This window comes from Shewanella metallivivens, assembly GCF_028750675.1.
GTDB classification, from domain to species: domain Bacteria; phylum Pseudomonadota; class Gammaproteobacteria; order Enterobacterales; family Shewanellaceae; genus Shewanella; species Shewanella metallivivens.
In genome coordinates this window covers 120251-137558 of sequence record NZ_JAQQPZ010000015.1, presented here as the reverse complement: position 1 = coordinate 137558, position 17308 = coordinate 120251, and the positions used below count along the sequence as shown (strand labels likewise).

Below are 17308 nucleotides of genomic sequence, written 5' to 3'. Positions count from 1 at the left end.
TCCGATTAATCAACATGAAAAGAAGCTTAAAACTGCTCTACATTCGCCAACTTTCCAAACCAGAAATCTGAACTCACCATTTTAAACTGACGGGATAAACCTTCACTTGATACTAATTCTAGCTTCCACAATATCCTTAAGGTTTCTGGAAATTGCGTACCGGTAAATTGGTCTTCATACAATCGATGTAAGAGCACATCGGGAGATAGCCCAGATTCACGAAGACAATCAGTTATCCATGCTAACAAGCTGGCTGACTACCCAAAAAGCTTCACATTTTAAAAGCATGGTCAAAAAAGATAGGTTTTCTCAGTATTACCACGAGTACCAGTTCCCACTCATAACTTTCCTCTTAACTTAATTTAAAGCGATAACCGTTTGCCTGATAGCTGGCCTCATGTTTCACAATTCGTTATTCCACTAACAGTGTGCTATCAAGATTCAATAAGCTCGCTATAGAAGCGCCAATACGGCTAGTCAGCGAAACAAAGGCGTGATCTGTATCAATTATAAGTAAAACCCTCGATACATTATTGTGAGAAATTAATTCTCAACAATACAGTAACCAAGATCACGCATTATAACATTATCAATATAAATCAATCAGTTAAAAACAAAAAAATAACTGGCACATTACATGCTCTTATTTTAATGCTTACATTTTCAAACAAGAAAATGAATAAACAGGTTAGTAGGTAAATATTCACCTCGTTTAAAAATCATTAATATTAAGGGGACGATAATGAGTACAGACACTAAAACAAATCTATCAAGACGCCACTTTTTAAAAGCAACCAGTATTACCACCGCAACCGCTGGATTAGCTTTATCCGGCTTTGCTTCAGCCAAAACAGAGTCAAGCTGCACATCATTACCAGATAAATGGGATGAGACCTATGACGTCGTTGTTGTCGGAAGTGGATTTGCAGGTTTATCTGCCGCTATCGAAGCTAAAAATGCTAAATCATCAGTTGTGGTACTTGAAAAAATGCCTGTTCCTGGTGGCAACTCAACCATCAATGGTGGCGGTATGTCTGTCGTCGGCAGTGATATCCAAAAAGCGAATGGTGTAACAGACTCTGTTGATGCAATGCTTGCGGATATGTATAAAGCAGGTCTTGGTCTTAACTACCCTAAACAAGCACGTATGGTTGCCGAACAATCTAACGCTGCATTTGAATGGTGCCGAGACTATCTTGGTGTGAAATTCAAAGAAAAACTCGCACAATTCGGCGGACATTCAATCCCAAGAACACATACCACTTATAACCAATCTGGTTCAGGTATCGTGCACCCAATGTTAGAAAAAGCAAAAGAACTAGGTATCCCACTCAAAAAGAAAGTCTTCGTAAAACGCCTAATAAGCAATAAAGAAGGCAGAATTGTAGGACTTGAGGTGATCACTAAATTCAAGCCTGGTAAAGAAAACTCTACTGCAACACATTTCATCAAGGCCAATAAAGGCGTTGTGATGGCATCTGGTGGCTTTGCAGCCGACGTGGTGTATCGCTCATCACAAGATCCGAGATTAACAGAAGAGCTTGCAACAACGAATCACATGGGAGCCACTTCTGAATGTTTAAAAGAGATGATCCGTGTTGGCGCCAATCCCGTGCAACTATCATGGATCCAATTAGGGCCATGGGCTTCACCAGATGAAAAAGGCTTCGGTCTTGCTCCTATTTTCGCTGCTTATTCAGCCTTTACTCACGGAGTGATGGTTAATCCTGAAACCAGTGAACGTTTTGTAGACGAACTAGCTGACCGTAAAGTGCGTGCCGATGCCATTATCAAAACAGGTAATGTCGCCGTTGCGATTTGTGATGCAAACGGCGTGAAAGCTTCTATGCATGTTATGCCTAAGTTACTTGACCGAAAAGTAGTACATACCTTTGACACAATTCAAGCTCTAGCTGCTCACTATAATATGTCGGCTAAAACGCTAGAGGCACAAATAGAACGTTATAACAGCTATGTTTTAGCAAAAAATGACCCAGAGTTTAATAAGCCATTCTCAATGAATCAGCAACCGATTGTCGAAGCTCCTTTCTATGCAGTTCGTTTATGGCCTAAAGCACATCACACGATGGGTGGTGTTGAAATCGACACAGAAGCAAGGGTTATCAACATTGCTACACGAGAGGCCATTCCTGGATTGTTTGCATGTGGTGAATCGACAGGGGGCACCCATGGTGCTTGTCGCCTAGGTACTGTAGCCATTCCTGACTGCATCGTCTTTGGTCGTATTGCAGGTAAAAATGCAGCAAAAGCATAACAACTATAACGACTGGGCGTCATGCTCAGTCGACGAATATTGATGAACTTATGAACGAGAGAAATCATTATGAATAAATTATATGCACGTAAACCATTAGTAACAGCTATCACCATTGCCATACCTCTTATACTCAGCGCTGCCTCAGTTAATTCGGCCGAATTTGCTATCGCAGACACTAAAGTGACTGTCGGTGGTTACGCTAAATTTATGCTGAATTACGATACTGACGGTACGATAACAGCCCCATTTAATGGCGACCTTTACAGTGTTTATACCACTCCAATTGATGGCTCTGCTAATGCGGAAAAGTCAGATTTACACATGACGGCAAGAGAAAGCCGTGTATTCATTAAAACTGCATCAGAAAATAAATACGGCACATTAAAGACTTATGTTGAAGGAGACTTTTTTGCCGACATCGATAGTGATGGCCCAACTTGGTCTAATAGTAATGGCTTCAGGATCCGTCATGCATATGGTGAAATGACCATGGGTAAACACGTGATCACAGCAGGGCAAACCTGGTCTAACTTCATGGATTTCGCAGGTATCATGCCATCGATGGATTTTGCCACCGATCCCGGAACCACGTTTGTCCGCCAGCCTCAAGTTCGCTATCAATACAACATAGGTAAAGGTCAATACACTTCAATCAGTCTTGAAAATCCAACGCTCGGCTTAACGGATGCTGGCCCTTATACCCTAGTGAATAATGGTTCAAGTGAAGATGTCATGCCAGATATTATTGCCAAGTACTTTTATGCTAATAGTAGAGTTACTTTTTCACCAAGAGTCGTGATCCGTCGATTTGAACTAGAAGGTGATGATGCTTTTGGTTATGGCCTTGCCTTAAACACTAGCCTTAAGTTTGGAGATGGTCATAAGGCTGTTCTCGGCTTAATGTATGGCGATGGTATTGGTCGTTATGCTGGTCTAGGTTTTAATGCTGGTGCTGGTATCAATGCTAATGGGGAAACGGATACCTTAGAGTACAGTAGTATTACAGGGGGAGTTGTTTTTGGACTTCAAGAGAATATGCGATTAGCTATTGGCGCGGGTTACTCAAAGCAAGATGAGAAAGGGTTAGAAGAAGGCATTCTTACTGCATATGCCAATAAAACGGCCTTCTCTTGGCACACAAACCTATTTTGGAACATTACTCCAGATATTGAATGGGCAGTTGGCGTCACCATGGGTGATGTCGAAAACATGGCCGAGAAAGAAGGCGATATGACACGTATCCAGACCTACGTGAAATACACTTTCTAAGTAATCAACACCGCAGCGGCACCTTGATGGTCCGCTGCTTCCTAATAGGATGAATATTATGGATAAAAAACTAATATTAACGCTATTTGCTGTATTTATGTTGTTTTTTACGCATGACACCAGTGCAAAGACAATGAAACCTCACCACAAAAATGCGGGATTAGCATGTGCAGATTGTCACACCAGTAAGCCATTCGAAGCAGCAGAAATGGAACAATGCCTGACATGCCACGAGTTACCGCAGAAGAAAGAAGACTATCATGGCGCCCCCGATAAACATGATTCCCCTCATTACGGCGTAGAGCTTGAGTGTGAGAACTGCCATGCTGAACATGAATCGTCAGAAAACTTTTGCAATAGCTGTCATGAATTTGAATTTAACGTCCCTTAAAAAGTAAATTTATTCATCATTTTTTAATTAGAAAACAATTCACTAGCAATGACGTCTTAGGCATATTTAAGGCGTCTTCCCTTCTCAATGAGTAACAATTAATATACTTTTATAAATCATATAAGTAAGAAGATCCTCACTGAAATGCAACATTTAGTGGTGTTAAACTTTCTACAACACTTTATATAAATGGCTATTGATGAAAACGTCACAACTAGATCTGCGAGAGCTTTTGGCATTTAAACCTCATGGCGGCACAATGAGTTTTCTTGGCCAAAGAACATACCTTACTGACATGATATCCCACGGCATGCTCAGAAAAGAGTTATTCAAGACCGTAGGGCAGGAAGCTGCTCGAACAATAATAACGCGTTCCGGGTTTATTAGAGGTTGGTTATTAGCAGAACAAATAAAAAGAAAAATGCCAGAAGTGTGGTCAGAAGCGCGTCAGGGGAAATTAGGTCCAATGATTTGCTCGATGTTTGGTTTTGGCGAAGTACTTACGAGCCATCGTACCGATGGGTTGTCAGGCGATCCGCTCGTTGAAACGTACTTTATTGGAGCATATGAAGCCGATCAAGAACTTCGTTTAAATGGACAATCTACAGATGTCGTTTGTTGGGAACAAGTGGGATTCGCAAGCGGTTATGTTTCAAATGTACAACAACGCACAGTTTATTTCATTGAGCCAGAATGCCAAGCAAAAGGCGACTGTCACTGCCGCCTAATCGGAAATTATCTCGAACAATGGGATGATGCAACCTTACCCCTTCTGAAATATTATAATGGGATCAACAACGATAACATTAAAGCAGAAGTGCAAGACATATTAAATATTGAAGAGTACTTTCCACGAAACTTCAATGTCGATATGGATTTCGATACGAAAAAAAGTCATATCCACAGTGGCTACCCCATCAAAAATAGCTATCCAATGCAAAAACTGATTGAAATGGCCAATAACGTTGCCAAAGTGCCGACATCAATTTTAATAACCGGTGAAAGTGGTGTTGGTAAAGAAAAGTTGGTCGACTTTATTCATCGAAACTCTGACAAAAATGACAAACCATTAATGGCAATAAACTGTGGCGCGCTGACAGAATCATTATTAGATAGTGAGCTATTTGGTCATGTGAAAGGAGCGTTTACAGGGGCTGAAAATAACAAAATGGGATTGATCGAAAGTGCCAACGGTGGAACACTATTCCTCGATGAAGTTGGCGAACTTTCTCCCTCAATGCAAACTAAACTACTGCGAGTCATTCAAGAAAAACAAATTCGCCGAGTGGGTGACAACAATATCAAAGATGTCGATGTTCGAATCATATCGGCAACCAATAAAGATTTAGAAGCAGCGGTTGAAGCGGGTGATTTCCGTCAAGACCTATACTACCGTCTCAACGTCATCGAACTTAAAATTCCGCCATTAAGAAATCGCGGTGAAGATATTTTACCGCTAGCTCGATTTTTTATATCCGACTTCAATGAAAAACTGGGGAGACAAATCACAGGATTAAACTATAAAACAGCCGATTTACTGCTCAATTACGACTGGCCCGGTAATATTCGTCAACTCGCCAATACGATTGAACGGGCGGTAGTGTTAAGTCCCGGGCCACAGATTATGCCTGAAGACTTACCAGACGAATTTCACCAAAATATCACTAAACCATCAATAAATAATGGTATTAAGCCACTTAACACCATTGAAAAAGACTATATAGTCTCGGTATTAGAAACCCTAAATAATAACAAAGCACTCACAGCAAAGAAGCTTGGTATGAGTTTAGCGACCTTATATCGGAAATTAAAAGAATATGACGAACAACCTAATCTCGAGTAATTTTCCACTCTCACATTGTCCGCTAACCGCATAATCAATTAACAATAGCTGAGAAGTGAAAGTCGAGCTAACGAAACCGCCAAAGTAATAAATGAGATTATGTATCAACTTTGGGGGGATTGATTTTTAAAGGAGCAAAGCACCAAAAAATTCACACTTATTACCTCACCATTGTCCACGACCAAACCTCTACCTCATAAATTTGATCAAGCCCAAAAAATAACATCATACATATGACCTAAGTCGACAAACATTGTTAAAAATCAAAAATAATGACTGGTGGATAACTATAATTGCGCTACTAAATTAATGGTTAAAATAAATGAGGATTCGTTGATGGATGGCATTAGTCGCCTGCTTGGCAATATGGCTGTAGCAAGTAAGCTTGGCTTGGGTTTTGGAGTGCTACTGACACTTATACTCACTGTCGCTGTAGTTGGATATCAAGGCATTACCTCAATAAACACCAATAGTATCAGATTAGAATCCATTGCCGAGTTAGACAAAACATTAATGATCGCCAAAGCCACAAGAATGGAATATAAGTCAAGTGGCGACCCTGAACAGTTAGAAACATTAACCCGCTTAATTGATGATGCTGAAAACGTACTTAATAAGCTAATCGTCACAGCCGATGCCGAACAAGAAATACGTTTACAAGAATCATTAGAGGCAATTAGGGATTATCATGGTTCAATAAAACAGTTTGGAGAGGTATTAAAGCAACAAAAAAGCTTGCAAGTATCCGGCGCCCAAGTGGGGACAAAATTAGTTAACACGTATAATGATTTACTTGAGAAACTCATTAACAAAGCTCAAGAGGCACAAGATATAGGCTTACTCAACCAAGCCTTAAGCATTAGCCAACAAATGACCATGTTACGGTATCATGTTCGAGGTTTTGTCTATAATCCTACTGAAAAGAGCCTCACAACGGCTAAAAATGCAATTGCTACATTACAACGGCACGTACAAACACTGACTAATGAAGAAACAACCGCCGCCCTAGAAGTGCTAACAATTTACAACCGTGACATCGATACTATGGTTGATATCAATAACAAAATTGACAATCTATCTAAGAACATGAGTCAAGCAGCAAAGGTATTGATGCTCAACATTCAAGCTCTAGTCCAAAACCAAGAGTTAAAACGTAATCAATCCAACAGCCAAGCAAAAACAATTGTAATAGCCGTGTTGATTATGGCATTTTTAGTCGGTCCATTTCTTTCTTGGTTTATTAGTCGCCAGATTATTATTCCTTTAAAACAAACTCTTGAAACAGCAAAAACGATTGCATCTGGCGATCTCAGTAGCAACATTTCTTCTGACCGCCAAGATGAAATGGGAGGCTTGTTACGCGCAATGGGTGAAATGAACAACACCCTAAAAGAGGTTCTTACTCAAATTGATAACAGTGTCATACAACTTGCGAGTTCAGCAGAACAGTTATCCACCGTTACAGAACAAAATAGTGCAGGCATGCAAAATCAACGCAGTGAAACAGACCAAGTTGCCGCAGCTATTCATGAAATGACTGCCACCGTACAAGAAGTGTCAGCAAATGCCGAAAGTGCTGCATTCGCGGCAAAAGAAGCAGACCACACCACTTCAACAGGCAATAAGAAAGTCGTAGAAGCAGTACAGCAAATAGAATTACTAGCACAAGAAATTTCTGCCACAGCAGAAGCAATGGCACGACTACAAGCTGATAGTGACAGTATTGGCTCCGTGCTTGATGTCATAAAATCCGTAGCGGAGCAAACAAATCTATTGGCCTTAAATGCAGCGATTGAAGCAGCAAGGGCAGGTGAAGCTGGTCGAGGCTTTGCCGTTGTTGCAGATGAAGTTCGTAGCCTTGCCAGTCGAACCCAAACCTCTACCGAAGAAATTGAAAGCCTCATTAGCAAGCTGCAAAAAGGAACATTAGAATCCGCAGAAATGATGACCAAAAGCCGTACATTGAGTGATGACGCCGTATCTTTATCACAAGAAGCGGGGGTTATGTTGGTGGATATTGCAAGTGCGGTTAGCCGAATTCAAGATATGACGCATCAAATTGCCGCAGCGTCAGAGCAACAAAGCTCAGTCGCTGAAGATATCAACAAAAGCGTGGTCAAAGTGCGCGATATAGCAGAGCAAACGGCTCAAGGTGCAGAGGAAACTGCTCACTCAGCAGAAGACCTTGCCAATTTAGGGCTAACATTAAAAGGGCTATTGGCACGCTTCAAATTTTAAAGCTACCGTTTAATATTGGTATTAACATAGATTGGTGTTAAAAAATGACACCTTTCTATGTCATTAAAAACCAGCTGCACAAAAACCACTAAACGAATGACGATAAACGTAAATACTTTCTCAAAATTCGACTTAAAATAGACCTTCAACCTTTATATACATACTTATCTACAGAGTAAATGACGTTTGTCATTTACTCTAATCACTAATGTTAAGCCTTTAAGTATTGCCAGAACAGGCTTTAACTAACAATGCTAGAGATAGAAGATTAAGAATTTACACAGACATAAAAAAAGCCCCGTTCAATTAAAACGAGGCTTTCAAATTATGGTACCAGTGGCCGGACTCGAACCGGCACGCTTTTAAGGGCGCGGGATTTTGAATCCCGTGTGTCTACCAATTTCACCACACTGGCACAACATAGCTTAATTGTAATTGCGACAATTAAGTGTGGGCGATTATACCTTTGCTTTTGACAATGGCAAGCCCTTTGATAATTCTTTTATGTAAAAATCAACTGATTGCTCAAAAGTCATTCGCATCCCCTAATCTATGTACTCGGTGTATTTATGTGAGCTGTTTATCAAATTTAACCCTCCGATAACACTTTGGTCGGCAATATTGATCAAGATCATCTTCAGCACGAAACTTACACTTTATGATGACCTTGATTTCACATTTCAGAGGATAAGAATCATGGCATTTTGGTTAGATTTAATGTTTGGTAACCCAATTGGATTACTTTCTATGATTGTAATTTTTTGTACCTTGGGAATAATTTCTTATCTGACGTGGATGTTTATTGTGAAGTCTGCACCGGTTAAGTGAGTCTCTTAGCCAGTTAAGTTATTTTACTGCTTATTATTCAATACTTCCTTGCGAATGATACAATTAGGGGGCTTTTTAGCCCCCATTTTTTACTTTATGTGTTCACTTTAAGCTGCATGCTTTCGAGCTTGAACGAGCCCATTAATAAAATGCGGTCTGGTTTTAATTAAGTAACTCATTTCTTCAGCACTTGGCTCTCCTGCAGGGAGTCGCAACACATCTCGATTTAAATAAACGCGCGCTTGCATCGAAATTTTATAATCCGCAGTCGGTCCTTGAATCGCGTAATGGCGTTCATTACCTAGCACCTCTAAAATATTCGTATCCACTAGGTTTTTCACTGCTAATTCGTTTTGTGGAAGGGTCAAAATAGTTTGCCCTTGTAAAAAGAACTCTCGCAATAAGGCTCGCTCTGCAGGGTCTAATAATTTAACTTTAGCCTCAATGGTTTCTACAGTGCGTTTTTGACGTAAATTAACGATAGCTTCATCCACAATAAAAGCAAAAAGTTGACTCAAAAAATAAGCCACACCAATGATCAACCCTAAGCCAATAAATTGTCCATAAGCTGTAACAAGGTGATCTAAAGACAAGCTTGCCAGAATATTTTTTGGGGCAAACAACAAACTCGCACAAGTCACGACACCCCATGCCATTACACTAACGAGCACACGCTTGCCGTTCAGTAAATTCATCGTTCCTATATTCATTTTCATCATAGCTCACTCACAGTGTCAGATTTTTGAACCTAACCCCATCAAAGCAAATATAGTGCCAATAGAATATAAATAGTCTAAGCGAAGGATAATAAAAAATAATTAAAGGAGGTAGGGGCTAAAAATGGTCGTAATAATCATGCGATTAATTTGACGACCAGTCTTGAAAATATTTTGTGCTCAATACGTTATGTTTAATCTTTATTAATGCGATGAATCGCGTTAACCAAACTTAAATACCCAATAGCTTAAAATACCGAGCGTTTATAAGGCCATGCGCATTGACAAAATACCAGAGTGGAGGGGCTTACTTAGCCGCTAATTTAGAGAGTACTCGACTCACAGCAACAAACGCAAAGGTACCTGTTACCATAGTGATTGCCCCAAAACCAGATGCACAATCCATACGCATACTGCCTTCAGCCGTTGCCTTAGTATTGCACACACTACCGTCGGCTTGTGGGTAGACCAAATGCTGGCTTGAAAACACCGCATCAATAGCAAAACGACGTTGAACATTTTTACTAAAATTGTATTCTTTGCGAAGTATATTGCGCACTTTAGCCAATAAAGGATCTTGGATGGTTTTAGCCAGATCAGTTACCTGAATTAACGTTGGATCAGTTTGCCCACCCGCACCGCCAATTGTCACCAGCGGGATTTTGTTACGCTTACACCAGGCAATTAACCCTGCTTTTTGTTTAACTGCATCAATACAGTCAATCACATAATCAATCGTGCCGCCTTGCGATGCAGGGACAAAATATTGACTTAAATTATCGAGCGTCACAAAGTCTTCAACTTCATTAACTACACATTCAGGATTAATTTCGTTAATCCGCCTTGCCATCACTTCCACTTTAGATTGACCAATTGTCGAAGTGAGTGCATGAATTTGACGATTTGTATTGGTGACGCAAATATCGTCTAAATCAATTAAGGTAATTTGGCCTATACCACTTCGCGCCAAAGCTTCGGCAACCCATGTACCCACACCACCAATCCCGACCACTACGACATGAGCCTGCGAGAAAGTCGTCAACGCGGCTTGGCCATATAAACGACCAACACCAGCAAAACGATGAGTATAAGATTCAGACAACATGGATTACGCCCTAATTCACAATCAATTTCAGGGCGATTCTAGCCGATTTAACGCTAAAGCTAAATGTTTGTTGAAGATAAACGGGCAACTGACTGTGTTGCACCATTTTGAAGCGGCAATATTTACGACAGGCTATTGATTTGATTATTTATTAACCTTGATAGACTAAGGTCTAGTGATCCAAACCATTTATATACTCAACAATTAAATTAACATGCGCTAAACTACTGCATTACCGATTTTTGGTAGAGCTTTAGCCTATTTAGCAACAAATTGGAACATCCCTAAAGGGGTATATGTGCACAAAAAGTGACATTTTTTGATAATTCGACGCTGTTGTCACAGAAAGATTCACAATTTTCTAGGTAGGGGGTATTTATTTGATCTAGCCCACACTATGACAGTGCGAAATCTGTAAAACTCTGCACCAGATTGTTACAGGATAGTATCTGCAACGACTTCACTAACTAAAACCATGAAAAATGGAATATAGAACATAACGTTCTAGGGAGCATGAAAGATGAAAAAGACCTTAATCTCTGCATCAGTAGCCTCAGTACTTACACTAGTTTCTTTTGCTACACTTGCTGAAGGCCCAAGTTTCTATGGTCGTTTAGACTTATCAGCAACAAGTTCTGATGAAGGCACTACGACTCAAAATGGTAAAGAAGGTACTGTATTAGAAAATAACTTTTCTCACCTAGGTGTTAAAGGTAGCGAAAAGGTTGCTGATGGTGTTGAAGTTTTATACCAAATGGAATTCCAAGTAGAAAATACAACTCAAGGTGATGATGCATTTAAAGCCCGTAACACTTTCCTTGGTTTAAAAACTAATGCCGGTACCGTACTTGTAGGCCGTAACGATACTGTATTCAAACAGTCTGAAGGCAGCATTGATTTATTCGGTAACTTCAACGCCGATATCGACCGTTTAGTTGATGACCAAGATCGTGTTGCTGATGCAATTTGGTACTACTCTCCAGTTATTGCAGACTTAATTACATTAAATGCAACGTATTTAATGGATGACAACTACGAAGGTTCTGATGAAGACCAATATGCATTAAGTGCAACTATTGGTGATAAAAAATTCCAAAAGCAAAACTACTACTTCGCAGCTGCGTACAACACAATTGGCGGAACTGATTCTTACCGTGGTGTTGCACAAGCTAAATTTGGCGACTTCAAAGTGGGCGGTTTATTCCAAAACACTGAAAGCCAATCTACTGACCAAGAAGGCGATACTTTCTTCGTAAACGTAGCTTACAACCTAAATGGTGTTAACTTAAAAGCTCAATACGGTCAAGATGAAGGTGGTTTCGGTAAGTACTACTCAAACAGTGTAGACGCTACTGGTACTGACATCGAAGTCACCAGCATTACTGTTGGTGCTGATTACCGCGTATCTAAATCTACTTTAATTTATGGCCACTACGCTATGTACGAAGGTGAGCACACTGATGCAGTCGGTGTAAAAGTAGACTTAGAAGATGACAACATCTTCACTATCGGTGCTCGTTACGACTTCTAATCAAGTCGATGCACTTTATGGTGTAACACCATAAACTAAAAATGCCAGTCTACTCGACTGGCATTTTTGATTTTAAGCCTCTAAAAACTAAGCTATAACCTGATTAAACACTTCTACATGATGCGACTCAACTAGCGCTGGCATCACATGATGAAAATAATGCTGAATGGCATCTTTAGCGCAATGTTTGTCAAACGCAGCACGGTCGACAAACTTTTCCACAAAGGCGACTTTGTTTTCATCTTCCACACTCACATTTAACTCGTAGCGAATACAGCCCAACTCGCGGCGAGTATCAGGAATTAAACTGGCTAAAGCTGCAACTAACGCATCACGTTGACCCGGCTTAGCCACAAATTGAGCGACACAAACAACTTGTTGAGTATTAATGGCATAATCTGACATTTATTTTCCTATTTATGAATAATTACAGGGTAAGTAAGCAGCATATCAAGATGTGGTATGCCATCTTCTAAATATACTTCTGAATTTACTGCAAAGCCGAGTTTTTCATAAAATTGACGTAAATAATCCTGGGCGCCAATTTGAATATGATCGTCTGGCCAGTGCTGTTTTGCAATGGCTATTGCACGCTGCATTAATTGATTTGCTACGCCCTGGCCTCGCGCAGATTTAGCAACAGCAACGCGGCCAATACTGGCTTGTGGATAACTAATACTTGGTGCTAAAACGCGACTGTAAGCCACAATTTCTTGCTGATCATTGATGCCGAGTAAATGCCGAGTATGGACATGTTTATCTTTACCATCTAGCTCAGGATAGGGGCAGTTTTGCTCTACAACAAATACATCTACCCGCAGTTGTAATACATTATAAAGTTGCTCTAACGTGAGATCAGTAAAGCCGATATCTAACCATGTTAACGACATTTCTTGCCTTAATCTGTTGTACTTTCAAAAGATACTAACATGATTAATGCATTTCATTAGGCTGTTCTGAGCCACTTTTTTCGACCGGTTTTCGAATTGATAACACTGCCACAACCGCAATCGATAAAAAACATGCCATAATGAAAAATACGTCATTATAAGCTTGGATATACGCTTGCTGGGTCATGTTTTGGGCAAGCAAAGCGTAGGCTTGTGTATTGGCACTCACCGCATCAGAACCCGCACTTTGCAATAACAAACTGGTGTCATTGATGTATTGGTAGGCTTGCACACTCACCGCGGGTAATGTTTCTTTTATATGTGCAAGGTGCAGTCGAGCTAGGTTATCACTTAACGTCGCCACCAAGGCAATACCAAATGCACCGCCTAAATTGCGCATAACATTTAATACCGTTGAAGCTGACGCGTTTTCATGCACCTTAAGGTGCATAGTCGCCAAGATACCAATTGGCACTAAAATAAATGGCTGCCCCAGCGCCCTGACAATTTGTGAAGCAATCATTTGCTCGCCAGCATAATCAGCAGTCATATGGCTATTCATATAATAACTGATTGAGAACAAAGCAAAACCAATACCTGCCAAATACCGCGAGTCGTAACGCTGCATTAACTTAGGCACTAGCGGCAACACCAATAACTGCGGAAAGCCCATCCACATAATCACTTCACCAATTTCGAGTGGGGTATAGTCGTGGATTTGCGACAGGTATAACGGGATTAAATAAATGGCGCCAAATAATGCCATTCCCAAAACAAAATACGCCACAGTAGACAAAGCAAAATCGCGTTGACCCAGCAACCTAATATTCACTAAAGGTTGGGATTTACGTAATTGGATCCAAATAAATAATCCAATGTTAATCACAGCGATAATGGCCAGATTCCGGATTAAATCAGAGCCAAACCAGTCTTTACGATTACCCTCTTCGAGCACTACCTCTAAACAGCCCATTCCCAGTGCCATCGTAATTATGCCAGAGTAATCCGCGTCTTTGAGTTTGTCCCAAATAATCGGTTTTCGCTCTAGACCATACGCCAGCATCAACATCACTAATATGCCAGGCGGCACATTAATATAAAACAGATAATGCCAACTAAACTGCTCAGTTAACCACCCACCGAGGGTCGGCCCAATAGAAGGGGCAAATGTTGCTGTAACACCAAATAACGCCATGCCCATGGCGCGTTTATTGTCTGGTAAAAACTCAAGGATTAACCTAAATGCCAGAGGAATAAGTGCACCACCAAAGAAGCCCTGTAAGGCACGAAAGGCAATCATCGACTCAAGGTTCCAAGACATTGAACACAATATTGATGCGACAATAAACGCAGCGCTAGTCCACAGTAAGTAGCGTCTGGTCGATAAACCCGTGCTTAGCCATCCCGACAACGGAATGGCAATCATTTCGGCCACCAAATACGCGGTCGCAATCCAACTGCTTTCTTCTAACGTTGCGCCTAAACTGCCTTGTATTTCCTTCATTGATGCATTGGTAATTTGAATATCCAAAATCGCCATAAATGCACCAATAAGCCCACCCGCTACAGCAATCCATGAGCGATAACTGCCACGCTGATACCCCGTTGGTTTAACATCGGCTACAGCCGCTTGAACCACCCCTAACTCTGCAGCTGACTGACTCATATTAACGTCCTGCAGTGACTGCTATCTTATCATTAAGGGTCGCTTTGGCTGTTGCATGAGCTTGAGTTGCGCTCTGTGTATCGACCTTAACCACAGCGCTCAATCCCGGTAAAATACGCATTGGGGTATTCGCCGTAAGCTTATTATCAATACGGATCCGCACCGGAATCCGCTGCACAATCTTAGTAAAATTACCGGTGGCATTTTCAGCAGGCAATAAACTAAATTTTGAGCCTGAAGCAGGCGCTAAACTGTCGATAAAGCCTTTAAATTCTTCATCTGGATAGGCATCTAATTTAACCTTAACCGCTTGACCTGGCTGCATATGCTCAATTTGAGTTTCTTTAAAATTAGCGGTTATCCATACCTGAGAATCAGGAACCAAACTAAACAGTGCTTGTCCTGGTTGCACATACTGCCCCACTAACGCACCTCGCTTACCAATAATGCCAGAAAAGGGCGCGGTAATTCGGGTATCGACTAATTGAATATTGGCTAATTCAACACTAGCTTGTGCTTGGTCTACGTCAGCTTGAGCCTGCAACAACTGGGCGTTAAACACTGATAGTTCACGCTGTTTCGCCACGAGAGCCGCTTGTGCCTCATCAACATGTGCCGATGCCGAATCAAAATTGGCTTGCAGTTGGTCAACATCATTTTGCGAACTGTAATTGCTTACTTTCAGTTTTTGCGATCGCGCTAATTGTTGCTTAGCAATTAACTGATCTGATTGTGATGCCACTACAGCCGCTTTGGCCTGATTAATCAAAGCTTGTTGCAGTTCCACTTTCGCCGCTAACGTTTGTAAATTGGCTTTAGAGCTAGCAAGCACAGCTTGGCTTTGGGCCACAAGCGCGACAAACTGACTGTCTTCAAGCTGTGCAAGTACCTCACCTTGCTTGACGTGCTGATTGTCGCTCACCGCAGATTGCACAATATATCCAGGCACTTTGACGCTAATACTCGAAATATCGGTCTCTACATACGCGTTATCGGTTGACTCAATAAACCGCACTTGTAACCACCAATAAACGCCAGCGATAACAACCGCGAGAATAATACTTGGCACTAAGATAAAACGTTTATTAATAGACATGTTTAACTCCTAATTTATTACCTTCTAGTTTACTACTGTTTCCTGTAGTTTATTAGATAGCTAAAAATCAACCCACTGTTTCACAGGTGTAACAATATGGATCTCAATCGTGTTCAAATATTCTCGCAAGTGGTGGAGCAAGGCAGTTTTACCGGTGCGGCAAAAGCATTAGGAATAACCAAAGCAACGGTGAGCCGTAAGGTTGCTGACTTAGAAGCAGATGTGGGTGTGCAGCTATTATTCCGCACGACTCGAGCGTTAAAGCTCACCGAGGCGGGATCGAGTTATTACCATCGAATAAATAAAATTTTACAAGATTTACAAAGTGCAGAAGACTTATTAAGTGCTAGCCAGCAAGACATTAAAGGCAATTTAAAAATCATTTGTCCTATCGAGTTAGGGCAATTATTTCTTGGGCGTATTTTCGCGCGCTTTCTTGCCGCTTACCCCAATATCACTATCGATGCAGAGTTGACTAACCGTAAAGTTGATGTAATTGAAGAAGGAGTGGATTTTCTGTTCCAAATAACTGAGGTTGATGACCCCAAGTTACAGAGTTACTCATTGGTGATTGCCAGCAGACAACTGATGGCCAGCCCCGACTACCTTAACCGCCACGGCACGCCAAAAGTCCCACAAGATTTAATGAAGCACACTGCAATAAAGTTACAGTCGGCGCACATCAATGGTGGTTGGAGAATATTTGATGGCCAACAATGGCTCGACCTTGATCCGCCCGCGCAACTTAACGTCAATAACGTCACATTTGCACGAGAAGCCGCAATAGAAGGTTTAGGTATCACTGCTGTACCGGTGATCATAGCCCAAGAAGCCATCATCAGTCAGCAACTTACTCCAATATTAGAAGACTTCCCAATGGCACAAACTAAAGTGACGTTAAGTTTTCCTCAGCGGGTATATATGCCACGTAAGTATCTTGTTTTTATCGAGTACCTCTATGCGGCCCTGATTAATAATTGGGGTGAAAATGTATTAGAGATCCCTGACTTTATCGATGTTAAGTCACATTTTAAAACCTAAAGGTTTTGCAAATATCATTATGCTTTTGCAATCTACGTTTAGCACTAAATAATCTATATCTATGGTAGATATTTTTGTGCAACTTGGTGCTAGTATCAATTTAGCCTAGCCACGAAAGGATGCTAATTTCAACGCTATATTCGCATGAGTTGTACTTGATATTGTGATTCAAATAATTGTTTAACATTTTTACAGAGTGAACCTAGCCCAGCGCATACACGGAGTAAATAATATGAGCAAAGAACGTAATAACGCCAAAGAGTCGAAGAAGCAGCCACAACTGACGTTAAAAGAAAAACGTGCAGTGAAACAAGCGAAAAAAGCCCCAGCAACTTCTGTTATTAAAGGTAAATAAGACGGTTATCACTTGAATTAATAGCAATTTACCAAGACAAAAAAATACCGAGCAACTTGCT

General features: G+C 40.9%; 15 protein-coding genes and 1 tRNA gene. 9 read left to right on the top strand and 7 right to left on the bottom strand.

What is annotated here, in order from left to right; all coding sequences use genetic code 11:
* Positions 1 to 742: 742 nt before the first annotated feature.
* The 5 genes from PQR79_RS18770 (at position 743) to PQR79_RS18750 (ending at position 8019) form a co-directional block, all read left to right on the top strand.
* Entirely contained in the window at positions 743 to 2275 is a 1533-nt protein-coding gene (locus PQR79_RS18770; RefSeq protein ID WP_238103006.1) for a flavocytochrome c, read from the top strand.
* 69 nt (positions 2276 to 2344) lie between these two features.
* Positions 2345 to 3547 carry a DcaP family trimeric outer membrane transporter gene (locus PQR79_RS18765; protein ID WP_238103008.1) on the top strand — a complete coding sequence of 401 codons (1203 nt, stop codon included), beginning with the start codon at positions 2345 to 2347 and terminating at the stop codon, positions 3545 to 3547.
* Between the two features lie 58 nt (positions 3548 to 3605).
* Entirely contained in the window at positions 3606 to 3938 is a 333-nt protein-coding gene (locus PQR79_RS18760) for a cytochrome c3 family protein (RefSeq protein WP_238103009.1), read from the top strand.
* 199 nt (positions 3939 to 4137) lie between these two features.
* Entirely contained in the window at positions 4138 to 5781 is a 1644-nt protein-coding gene (locus PQR79_RS18755; RefSeq protein WP_238103010.1) for a sigma-54-dependent Fis family transcriptional regulator, read from the top strand.
* Between the two features lie 336 nt (positions 5782 to 6117).
* Complete coding sequence (locus PQR79_RS18750; RefSeq protein ID WP_238103011.1) at positions 6118 to 8019, top strand: HAMP domain-containing methyl-accepting chemotaxis protein; 1902 nt, start codon at positions 6118 to 6120, stop codon at positions 8017 to 8019.
* 328 nt (positions 8020 to 8347) lie between these two features.
* Here the strand turns inward: PQR79_RS18750 and PQR79_RS18745 are convergent.
* Positions 8348 to 8434 (bottom strand) — tRNA-Leu (locus PQR79_RS18745).
* A gap of 281 nt (positions 8435 to 8715) precedes the next feature.
* Between PQR79_RS18745 and PQR79_RS18740 the strand changes: the two genes are divergently transcribed.
* Positions 8716 to 8847 (top strand): DUF3149 domain-containing protein, encoded by a 132-nt coding sequence (locus PQR79_RS18740; protein WP_238103012.1) that lies wholly within the window; start codon positions 8716 to 8718, stop codon positions 8845 to 8847.
* A 107-nt stretch (positions 8848 to 8954) separates the two neighbouring features.
* On the opposite strand, the gene PQR79_RS18735 is transcribed toward PQR79_RS18740, so the two are convergent.
* Together PQR79_RS18735 and tcdA are read right to left on the bottom strand one after the other, a co-directional pair.
* Complete coding sequence (locus PQR79_RS18735) at positions 8955 to 9566, bottom strand: superinfection exclusion B family protein (protein ID WP_238103013.1); 612 nt, start codon at positions 9564 to 9566, stop codon at positions 8955 to 8957.
* A gap of 304 nt (positions 9567 to 9870) precedes the next feature.
* Positions 9871 to 10668 (bottom strand): tRNA cyclic N6-threonylcarbamoyladenosine(37) synthase TcdA, encoded by a 798-nt coding sequence (tcdA, locus tag PQR79_RS18730; RefSeq protein ID WP_372942818.1) that lies wholly within the window; start codon positions 10666 to 10668, stop codon positions 9871 to 9873.
* A 520-nt stretch (positions 10669 to 11188) separates the two neighbouring features.
* Between tcdA and PQR79_RS18725 the strand changes: the two genes are divergently transcribed.
* Positions 11189 to 12199 (top strand): porin, encoded by a 1011-nt coding sequence (locus PQR79_RS18725; RefSeq protein WP_238103014.1) that lies wholly within the window; start codon positions 11189 to 11191, stop codon positions 12197 to 12199.
* A gap of 87 nt (positions 12200 to 12286) precedes the next feature.
* On the opposite strand, the gene PQR79_RS18720 is transcribed toward PQR79_RS18725, so the two are convergent.
* Genes PQR79_RS18720 through PQR79_RS18705 form a run of 4 tightly spaced genes read right to left on the bottom strand, consistent with a single transcriptional unit; the run spans position 12287 to position 15851 of the window.
* Positions 12287 to 12604, bottom strand: a complete 318-nt coding sequence (locus PQR79_RS18720) for a putative quinol monooxygenase (protein WP_238103015.1) — start codon at positions 12602 to 12604, stop codon at positions 12287 to 12289.
* 8 nt (positions 12605 to 12612) lie between these two features.
* Complete coding sequence (locus PQR79_RS18715; RefSeq protein ID WP_238103017.1) at positions 12613 to 13089, bottom strand: GNAT family N-acetyltransferase; 477 nt, start codon at positions 13087 to 13089, stop codon at positions 12613 to 12615.
* A gap of 43 nt (positions 13090 to 13132) precedes the next feature.
* A complete protein-coding gene (locus PQR79_RS18710; protein ID WP_238103018.1) occupies positions 13133 to 14755 on the bottom strand; it encodes a DHA2 family efflux MFS transporter permease subunit in 1623 nt (540 codons plus the stop codon).
* Between the two features lies 1 nt (position 14756).
* A complete protein-coding gene (locus PQR79_RS18705) occupies positions 14757 to 15851 on the bottom strand; it encodes an HlyD family secretion protein (protein WP_238103019.1) in 1095 nt (364 codons plus the stop codon).
* A 96-nt stretch (positions 15852 to 15947) separates the two neighbouring features.
* Here PQR79_RS18705 and PQR79_RS18700 point away from each other — a divergent pair, with 96 nt between their 5' ends.
* Positions 15948 to 16892: a LysR family transcriptional regulator gene (locus PQR79_RS18700; RefSeq protein ID WP_238103020.1), complete on the top strand. Its 945-nt coding sequence runs from the start codon at positions 15948 to 15950 to the stop codon at positions 16890 to 16892.
* 232 nt (positions 16893 to 17124) lie between these two features.
* On the top strand, positions 17125 to 17247 hold the full coding sequence (locus PQR79_RS18695) for a hypothetical protein (RefSeq protein WP_261731830.1): 123 nt from the start codon (positions 17125 to 17127) through the stop codon (positions 17245 to 17247).
* Positions 17248 to 17308 lie beyond the last annotated feature (61 nt).